The sequence below is a fragment of the Kitasatospora sp. NPDC007106 genome (assembly GCF_040634455.1).
GTDB lineage: Bacteria > Actinomycetota > Actinomycetes > Streptomycetales > Streptomycetaceae > Kitasatospora > Kitasatospora arboriphila.
Genome location: NZ_JBEYFP010000010.1, coordinates 36,425 through 45,499 on the forward strand (window position 1 = coordinate 36,425; position 9,075 = coordinate 45,499).

The window sequence follows — 9,075 nt, forward strand, 5'->3', positions numbered from 1 at the left end:
GCGGTGCGCACCACTCCAGGAGAGCGCATCTGTGTGAACTAAGTCAAGCGATGATACGTATCCTATTCGGAGGCGGGTAAAGTGCACTCGGCATGGTGCCACGGCGGATGGGGGCGAGGAGATGGAAACGGGCGAAGTCATCCACGGCCGGTTCCGAATCGTGGAGCCGCTACGGCTGGGTGGCATGGCCTGCGTCTGGACGGCGGTCGACATCGATACGGGCCGATTGGTCGCGTTGAAGATGCTCAAGTCGGACCAGTACCACCTCGGGTGGGCCGGTCGTCGAGAGTCGGCACAGCGGCGCACCGAGTTGCTCAAGCGCTTCGAGCGTGAAGGCCGGCTCTTGGAGGAGCTGGACCACCCTGGCATCCCGAAACTTCTCCATCGCGGCCATCGCCGGGGAGACCCGTACCTGGTGATGGAGTACATCGACGGCGTGCCGCTCGACGACTTCCTTGCTCGATACCGCCCTGTACCGCTGGGTGCCGCCATCTCCATCGCCGTGCAGCTGGCCGAGGCGCTCTCCTGCGCTCACGCGGCCGGCATCGTCCACCGTGACCTGAAGCCGGCCAACGTCGTACTCGACGCCGAGGGCGCCGTCTCATTGATCGATTTCGGCATCGCCTATCTCACCGGCCCGGACGCCACCCGATACACCGTCCTCGGTGCTACGCCTGGGAGCGCCGGCTACATGGCTCCGGAACAGATCCGGGGTCAGCAGATTGTCACCACTGCCGTGGACCGCTATAGCTTCGGCTGCGTCCTTTTCGAACTCCTCACCGGGCGTCAGCCGTTCAGTGATCAGCCCGACCGCAGCCGGGACATGCAGCACCTGGAGGATCTGCCACCCCGCGTGATCGACTTCAAGCCGAATGTCCCCGCTGAACTCGATGACCTCACCTGGCGACTGCTCAACAAGGACCCTGTGACGCGCCCCGCAGACATCGCCGAGGCCCTTCAGATCCTCCGTGCCCACTTGCCCGCCCTCGGTGCGCCGCTCCCTAATCCGGAGCTGGTACCGGATCCGACAGCTCGCTACCGGTCTCCCGGTCGTGCCATCGAGCCCGCGGGGCAGATGCGGCCACGCGCCAATGTCCGCGCGGGGACCCTGGCGCGCCGACCACGTGCCCGCCTGGCCCGGAGCAAGTTCGACGAGCTGGCCCGACTTGCCGAGGCGGAGCTGGCAATGGCCGGTCCGGGGCCGGCGGCTGGTCGCCTGACCGATGTGCTCGGGGAGGCACGCGATGCCTGGGGACTCGGTGACCTCTCGGTATCGCGAGCGCAGGTGCTGAGCGCGGACGCAGCCCGACTCGACGGTGACTGGGAGCGGGCGGGTGTGCTTTACCGGGCAGTAGGAAATGCCCTTGAGCATCGGTCCGCACCGGAGCTGCGCGCCGTGGTGCTAGAAGCGCGGGTCGGGGCTGCGGAGTGCCGGGTACCCGCACGTGATGTGCAGGGCGCCTTCGACGGCTGGGCAGACGTCGTTCACGAGCTGTCCGGCCTCGTGAAGCCGCCCGGCCGAGTCGTCGCCCGTTGTCGTGAGGTTGCCCTCGAGCTCGAGGAGTCCGGTCGGCAGGAGCAAGTCAGGTCGTTCCTCCGGTTGTTGCCCGATTCCTGAGCTCAGTCGCGGGGAAGTCGGCCCGACGCGAGCAGATCACCAAGAGCCCGCCCCATTCCTGCTCCCAGCTCATTGAGTTCACGAAGGGTGCGCTCGAAGGACACCAGCTTCCGAAAGCTTTCGCCATACTGCCGCTGCTCGTCCAACGACAGCCTAGGAACCTGAAGCCGCCGGACATCGACCCGTGAGGAGGTTGCGGCGTGTGTCCCAGCCTGCCGTGCGTTCGCTGGCGACCGCAGACAGCCGGCAAGAAACCACGGATCGAGCACGGATGGGTCCGTGCGAATCATGTGAAGCTGAGGCCCAAGAACAGTCGGAGCTTCGGTGTCCACCCAGGCGTCGAACGCACGGAATGCGCCCACCACGATGATGTCCTGCGAGGCCGTCACCGTGAGGTTGCCCTCCCGCTCGCTCTGTTCCGCGTCCGCAGGCGCGAGCCAGTGCCCGGGGCCGTCTGTGGTTACGAGGTCCGGGAGAGTCAGCGCACGCAGCGAGTCCGACGGCCTGTCACCGCGCTGCAGACGGTCCTCGGGTAGCGCCTGGCCTTGGCGCAGCTCAAGAGCACCGGCAAGTTCGAGCTCTCCGACCGTCGTGTGAGACGGCAGAACGTCGTTCCGTGCAGGAGCGAGCTTTGACAGGGCGTTGCCCAGATCGCGCAGTTCATCGAGGCGGACATCGAATCGGGTCCACGCTTGCCGCATATTGACGACTGCGACCGCGTCGGCACCCGGTACGTGTCGGGCAGGTGTGAGGTCGACCAGTTCGTCCAGCAGTTCAATGACCGGCACCGATACATGGCCGGGCCCTGGGCCACCTCGCATCGCCGCCATGATCCGGGCACGCAGCTCGGGCCAGTCAATCGCCACGCGGCCGGGCGCCGCCAAATCCAATGGCATCGCCGCGTCGACCAGCAAGAGCGCTGACTCGGACGGCTGCCCGGAGGGCGGACAGAGTACCCAAAGCTGCAGGCCGACACCATGGGGCGGCGCGGCTCCTGGAGGCAGCGCGATCACAGCCCTGAGGACGCCCGCACGCAGGAGAGCCGCCCGGATCCTCCGCCCCGCCCGGCGTGCGGCCACCGCCGGCGGAAGTACCAGTACTGCAGTGCCACCTGGAGCCAAGCTGGAGGCGATGTGCTGAACCCAGGCCAGTTCGGGTTCGGTTCGGGAGGGCTGGCCGAAGACCCACCGTGGATCGGTGGCCAACTCTGAGTGCCCCCATTCCCGTTCATTAGTCGGGGGATTGCACAACACGACGTCGGCGCGCCTACCGGCGTGCGCATCGGCCCGCAGAGTGTCGGCGATCTTGATGTCCACCGAACCTGCTGCATCGGAGCCGGTTTGGGCCATGAGGAGGCGTGCGGTCGTGACCGAGCAGAGTACGGGATCAATGTCCTGGCCCAGCAATCGCAGCTGCTCCGACCCCTTCCAGCGGCGTGCTGCTGCCAGCAGCAGCGTGCCTGTGCCGCAGGCCGGATCGAGAACGGTGCGCACCGGACCGCTGCTGCCCCACTGAGCGATGTCGACCAGCAACTCTGCCAGTGGCTCCGGTGTAGTGATGATCTGCCGGACATGCGTTCCGAGCCAACGCTGGAGCAGGAAATCGAAGGTCTCCGACGCTCCTTGCTGCTCTGCCAGCTCCACTGCGCGTTCGACCAAACCTTGCTGGTCGTCAGTCAACTGCAAGGGAACAGGAAACGGACTCTCGGAAGCGTTGGGGCTCAGACGCGCTCCGACTGCGGCAACGACCGAACCCATGGCGCGCCGGTCGCCCAGGGCTTCCACCTGGGGCCACAGCCTCTCGAGCTGCCCGGCGGTCGGCTTGATCTTCTTCTCTTTGCGGAGCCACTCCTCGACCTCGAATAGGTCGAACTGTGGGCTTGCGTCGCTTCCCCCGACAGGCGTCGGGAAGTCCTCGTGCCTCCGTCGCCAGTTGCTCACTGCGGCCCGCCCGACACCGGAAATCCGGGCGATTTCAGCCAGGGTTACCGAGATGACAGTCGGTTTGGCGGGCTTGGGCATCTAGGGCTCCGGAGGGCGATCGTTGCATCGTATCGGCTGATCGGTGCGGCGCCTACGCTATCGTGCCCCAGGTCGTCCGCCAATGTGTTGTTTGACTGAGTTTACGGATAGCTACGGGGAGTAGGGGTAGTGCGGGCCGCGTGCGCGGACTGGTTCAGCCCAGGATGTTCCAGGTCTCGGCACATGCGCTGGCGACCCGGCCGGACGGGTTCAGGTCGTACTGCCTGCAGGTGTGGAGCCGGTCGGTGGTGACGGAGGGCGTGCCCTCCGTGTGCGTCGGGGCTCCGGCGCAACCTCGCTGTGGCGCAGGGCTCGACGCTGCAGCGGTTGCGCCGCGAGCTTCAGCCGACCCTGAAACCGTACGCCGAGACGGCGGCTACCTATCGATGGCCACCCCGAGGAGTAGGGGGTTCGCGCAACTTTCACTGACTCGCTACGCCGGACCTCGACGACGCTCAGTGGCGACTGGAAATGTGCGCAGGAGGTGGCGGGTAGGCCATCTATCTGGCCTCTCCAGGCGCCATCCGATCGCCCCTCACTTTCGGTGACGGCCCGGATGTCCGTTGCCCCCTTACCGGGCGTTTCGTCCCTGGCTTCGGACGTTAGGTTCCGCGCCAGGTGGGGGTGGTCTCGCCGGTGAGGCGGCGGGTCATGAGGCCGATCATCGCAACGTGGACCATGGCTTCTGAGCGGGCGGGGAGAGCCTCGTAGTCGCGGGTCAGGCGTCGGTGGTTCATGAGCCAGCCGAAGGTGCGCTCGACGACCCATCGGCGGGGTTGGACGACGAATCCGCTGGTGGCAGGCTCGCGGCGGACGATCTCGAGGTCGATGCCCAGGGTGGCTGCGTGTTCGACGACGGCGTTCTTGTAGCCCATGTCGGCCCAGGCCTTGCGAATGTCCGGGTGGTCGGTTGCGACGGCGGTCAGCAACTGTCGGCCGGCGGTGCCGTCCTGGACGCTCGCGGCGGTGACCAGCACCACGAGCAGCAGACCGATCGTGTCGACCACGATGTTCCGCTTCCTGCCGACGATCCGCTTCCCGACATCGGCGCCCTGGGTGGCGGCGGGGACGTTCGTGGAGGTCTTCACGCTCTGGGAGTCGATGATGCAGGCGGTCGGCTCGGGATTACGCCCCTCGCGGGTGCGGACAAGGCGGCGTAACAGACCGTTGAGCTGCTCGAACACCCCCTCCTTCTGCCATCGGGCGAAGTAGGCATAGACGGTTTCCCAGGGCGGGTAGTCGTGCGGCAGGTAGCGCCAGGGGATGCCGGTGCGGTCGACGTACAGGATCGCGTCGAGGAGGTCGCGCAGTTCGTGCTCGGGTGGGCGTCCGAACGCCAGGGCACGCGCCGTGCGCTCCCGGCGCCAGGCGGTCAGGGTGGGCTCGACCAGGGCCCAGCGGGCGTCGGACAGGTCGCTCGGATACGGTCGACGATCCGTCATGACGACGGCATACTGCGAAATCCCGCCTCCGCCCAGAGACTGCGGAGCTCAAGGGACAATCGTGCTCCAGCCCGGCTCCTTGGGATGAGACAGGACGATCGGCACAGTTCCGACGGACATTCGTACGCAGGCGGCACTCCTGCCACAAAGGGCCTCAGGAGTTGCCGCAGGAGAGCTGGCCAAGCGGTCTAGAAACTGCGACCAACTGGTTCTTTCATGGGTGAAACGCCCAGTTAGAGACCATCTCATTTGTCACCGCAGACTCGCCAAATGAGATGGTCTCTAAAATGGGAGTCATCGGTGCGAACCCTGCAGAGGCTCGCACTTGAAGGGTCGGCGAGGCTTCGTATCGAGACCCATGGCCTGTCTGGGCCTGTGACTGCCGCCCGCGGAGCGAACTTCCCGCCACTACGACCCTCGCATTGGATCAAGGGCGATGGCCGTCCACCGTGCGCGGCGTAAATCCCTTCAGGTTGTCATCGAGCCATGCGAGGCTGGATCCATGATTGGTGAGCCGCCCGGCGCTTACGTCGGTCAAGAGTTCAGCACCCGCCGCTTGGCCCATGAGGCGGGGGTGCACCGTCCGCTTCAGGCCGGCATTTGTGGCACGAAGACGACGGGTGCTGAGTCGATCGTCCTCTCTGGTGGTTACAAGGACGACGAGGACTACGGAGACGTGGTTGTCTACACCGGCCACGGTGGACAGGACTCATCGAAGAACCAGGTTGCTGACCAAACCCTGGATGATCCTGGGAATGCTGCCCTGGTCACCAGCTACCTGGAAGGCCTTCTCGTCAGAGTGCTGCGTGGGGCACACCGGGGCTCCAAGTATGCGCCCAAGTCGGGTTACCGATACGACGGATTGTTCCGAGTTGCGAGCTACGGCAGCAAACTCGGCATTGACGGTCATTTGATCTGGCAGTTCCGCATGGAGGCGCATGAGGGCACACCGGCTCCCGTTGCCGCGGAGACAGCAGACCTGTCCGCGGTCGACGAACTCCCGATCGAAGGCGACTTCGGACAGCCTGCCGCCGGCAGTGAAACGCCCGAACGGGTAACTGCCACAGTGCAACGCATAGTCCGTAGCAGCGCTGTGAAGCGGCGGGTCAAGGCCTGGCACGATAACCGGTGCCAGGTATGTGCGTTGCGCATTGAGGTCCCCGGCGGCAGCTACAGCGAGGGCGCCCATATCCAAGCACTGGGCAGCCCCCACAACGGACCTGACCTCGCTGCGAACGTTCTCTGCCTCTGTCCGAACTGCCACGTCATGCTTGACGTGGGCGCCATCGTCCTGAGTGACGATCTCATGGTCATCAAGGGCGGTACCGAGATGGGACCGCTCCGTACCCATCCGCAGCACAAGATCGATCTCAATTGTGTGCGACAGCACCGCGAGCGCTGGCGTCAGTGAGGAGCTTCGATCGGAACCGGGGCTGTTGGGGGCCAGTTGGGGACCACACGCAGTGCAGGGGGCCGGGGCAGCTCGATGGAACGCACGCTCGTCCGCCAGCAAGCGGTTGACCTGTGGGCGCGGCTGGTTCCTTGATGGGGGATCAAGGGGCCGCAGGTTCAAATGCTGTCGTCCTGGCAGGAAACCCGAGAGCCCTGCTGACCTCCAGGGCCGCCGCGTTGCGCAGCACGGGAGAGCGGGGGTTGGATCCAGCCAAGCGCGTCTTTCGCGTCGGCGATGTTGTCGCCGAGGTTGGACGATCAGGCAATTGCTGGGTGCTGTTTTGAATTAGCGGTTCAGGGCTTGACTTGACGAATTCCCGAGGACCCGACATCGATGACAACTTCCGAGGAATGGGAAGCCGCAAAGCTCGACTACCCGGTCGGTGCCGTGCTGCGCGGAAAAGTCGCGGCCGTAAGGCTGTTCGGGATGTTCGTCGGAATCCCCGGGCATGCCGGGGTCGCGGCAGTGGTGGATGCCATGAGCCCTTTCAGCGTTGCAGCTCCAGGGTGAGGACGGCTTTGGCTGCTGACGTCAGCCAGTTCGGGCTGCAGCGGGCACGGCGGAAGATCCGCCATTGCTTGAGGGTCGCCACGCCTCGTTCGACGGGGTACCGGAACCGGGCGTGGGCTCGGTTCAGCGATCTTTGGCCCGCGGTGAGTTCCTTGCCGGGCTTTCGCCTGACCGGTACGGCGAACGTCCCGCCGGCGCCGGTGTAGGCCAGGTCGGCCAGGGCGGGGATGCGGAGTCTGACGCAGGTCTTCACGATGCGGTGGGCGCGGGCCGCGGTCAGGTCGTGGGTGCGGCCTGCCAGCGCTCGCGACACCCACACGAGTTTGCCCTACGGGTTGCTGATGACCTGGAGGTTCACGCCGTGGCGGCGATGCTTTCCCGAGTAGTCGGCGCGGCCGTCGCCGATGCGGTCGCACTCCGCGAGGGTGCCGTCGACCAGCACATACTCGGGGTCGGCCTCGCGCAGGGCCCGGGTCAGGCCGGGCGCGCGGCGGGCGAGGAGGTCGGTGACCGCGTGGACGTAGGCGTGGGCGGTGCCGACGCTGATCCGGAAGCCGGCCGCGATCTGCGCGAGGGTGTCGTGCTTACGTAGGTACACGAGTGCGACGATCGCCCGCTGCGAGGGTCGGAGCTTGCACCGGCGGTCACCCTCCCGGGTGACGATCAGCATGGTGACCCACTCAACGAGCGCGTGCGGCAGGTCCAGTGCGGCAGGATAGGTGACCAACGAGGCTCCCCGGCGGAACAGTTGAGACTTCAGACATCTCGCTCAACCGCTGGGGAGCCTCGTTCGTTCTGCACTCACACCGACAGCGCAGCTGTCACCCGATCGGTGCCCGGTCTGAAAAGGCTCCATCTCCTACTACCCCGACCGCGATCCGTGCCCCCGGAGTTGTGGCCCGCGGTGGGCGAAACCGTCGAAGGCGTCGTCTCCGAGCATTCCGAGCACAACCGGCAGCTGAAGCTGCGGGTCGGATGACGGTGAGCCGGCCGGCCGCGGCGGCGGGGCGCTGCTGAGCGACGGCCGCGTGCCCACGCCCCCGGCCGCCGGGGGCGGCCTTGGTGAGCTGCCCCTTCGGTTCACCAGGAGGTGTACGGGGTGAGGGTGAGGGCGGCGTTGGAGTAGCGGCGGTCGGTGCTGACGTCGGGGCCGGCCCAGGTGGGGGTGGGGGGTTCGGGTTGGTGTTCGTCCCATTCGACCTCGGCGACGAGGAGGCCGGTGTTGGCGCCGGCGTACTCGTCGACGGTCCAGCGGCCGGGGGTGCGGGAGAGGTGGTGGCGGTGCTTCCGGAGCGGGGTGCCGAGGCAGAGGGCGAGGAGTTCGCGGGCGTCGGCCACCGGTACGGGGTACTCGTATTCGAGGCGGGCGGGGCCGCTCCGGCGGGCCTTGACGGTGAGGAAGGCCGCGGTGTCGCCGGAGAGGCGCACCCGGACCTCGCGGTCGCGGTCCATGGAGAGGTAGCCCTGGGTGAGCGTCTCGGTGCGGACCACCTCCGCCCGCCAGTCCTCGCCGGACAGCAGGTACTTTTTCTCGATCTCCACAGCCATCGGAGGCCTCCTACTGCCAGAGGATCAGGGCGATGCCGGCGAGCATCACGCCGGCGGCGGTGATCCGCGCCCCGCCGAAGCGTTCCCGGAAGAACACGGTGCCGATCGCCGCACCCACGATGATGCTGGTTTCGCGCAGCACGGCGACCGGTGCGAGCGCGGCCCGCGCCTGGGCCCACAGCACCAGCCCGTAGGACAGCACCGACATGGCACCACCGAGGAGCCCGCGGGCCCGTACCGGCCGCAGCCGTTCGGCGAGCCCGCGGCGGTGGGTGAGGAGGGCGTACCCGGGGACGGCGGCGCCGTCCAGGGCCATCAGCCAGGCGATGTAGCCCAGGACGGCCCCGGAGGAGCGGACGCCGACCCCGTCGACGACGGTGTACGCCGCGATGGTCAGTCCGGTGGCGACGGCGGCGGTGACGGCGGGCCACGGTGAGGCGGTGCGGCCGGTGCCGTCCGGGCGCCGCCCGGCGCGCAGGCCAC

General features: G+C 67.1%; 7 protein-coding genes, 1 tRNA gene and 1 pseudogene. 4 read left to right on the top strand and 5 right to left on the bottom strand.

The window, feature by feature from the left end:
* Window positions 1-121: 121 nt before the first annotated feature.
* The gene (locus ABZ641_RS02430) at window positions 122-1,618 is read left to right on the top strand and encodes a serine/threonine-protein kinase (protein WP_359978597.1); all 1,497 of its coding nucleotides are present in this window, start codon (window positions 122-124) and stop codon (window positions 1,616-1,618) included.
* A gap of 2 nt (window positions 1,619-1,620) precedes the next feature.
* On the opposite strand, the gene ABZ641_RS02435 is transcribed toward ABZ641_RS02430, so the two are convergent.
* The gene (locus tag ABZ641_RS02435) at window positions 1,621-3,639 is read right to left on the bottom strand and encodes an N-6 DNA methylase (RefSeq protein ID WP_359978599.1); all 2,019 of its coding nucleotides are present in this window, start codon (window positions 3,637-3,639) and stop codon (window positions 1,621-1,623) included.
* 602 nt (window positions 3,640-4,241) lie between these two features.
* Window positions 4,242-5,081 (bottom strand): IS5 family transposase, encoded by an 840-nt coding sequence (locus tag ABZ641_RS02440; RefSeq protein ID WP_359978601.1) that lies wholly within the window; start codon window positions 5,079-5,081, stop codon window positions 4,242-4,244.
* A 436-nt stretch (window positions 5,082-5,517) separates the two neighbouring features.
* Between ABZ641_RS02440 and ABZ641_RS02445 the strand changes: the two genes are divergently transcribed.
* The 3 genes from ABZ641_RS02445 to ABZ641_RS02455 all read left to right on the top strand — a co-directional run bounded on the left by ABZ641_RS02445 (window position 5,518) and on the right by ABZ641_RS02455 (window position 7,044).
* Window positions 5,518-6,492 (top strand): YDG/SRA domain-containing protein, encoded by a 975-nt coding sequence (locus ABZ641_RS02445; protein WP_359978604.1) that lies wholly within the window; start codon window positions 5,518-5,520, stop codon window positions 6,490-6,492.
* A 94-nt stretch (window positions 6,493-6,586) separates the two neighbouring features.
* Window positions 6,587-6,671: transfer RNA gene (locus ABZ641_RS02450), tRNA-Pro, on the top strand.
* A 196-nt stretch (window positions 6,672-6,867) separates the two neighbouring features.
* Window positions 6,868-7,044 carry a hypothetical protein gene (locus ABZ641_RS02455; RefSeq protein ID WP_359978606.1) on the top strand — a complete coding sequence of 59 codons (177 nt, stop codon included), beginning with the start codon at window positions 6,868-6,870 and terminating at the stop codon, window positions 7,042-7,044.
* Here the strand turns inward: ABZ641_RS02455 and ABZ641_RS02460 are convergent.
* The 3 genes and pseudogenes from ABZ641_RS02460 to ABZ641_RS02470 all read right to left on the bottom strand — a co-directional run.
* A pseudogene (locus tag ABZ641_RS02460) lies at window positions 7,022-7,771 on the bottom strand (transposase family protein). The gene ABZ641_RS02455 and the pseudogene ABZ641_RS02460 overlap by 23 nt on opposite strands.
* 353 nt (window positions 7,772-8,124) lie before the next feature.
* Window positions 8,125-8,592: a CYTH domain-containing protein gene (locus tag ABZ641_RS02465; RefSeq protein WP_359978608.1), complete on the bottom strand. Its 468-nt coding sequence runs from the start codon at window positions 8,590-8,592 to the stop codon at window positions 8,125-8,127.
* Between the two features lie 10 nt (window positions 8,593-8,602).
* Window positions 8,603-9,075, bottom strand: a 473-nt coding sequence (locus tag ABZ641_RS02470; protein ID WP_359978611.1) for an EamA family transporter, incomplete at its 5' end; no start/stop codon positions are given.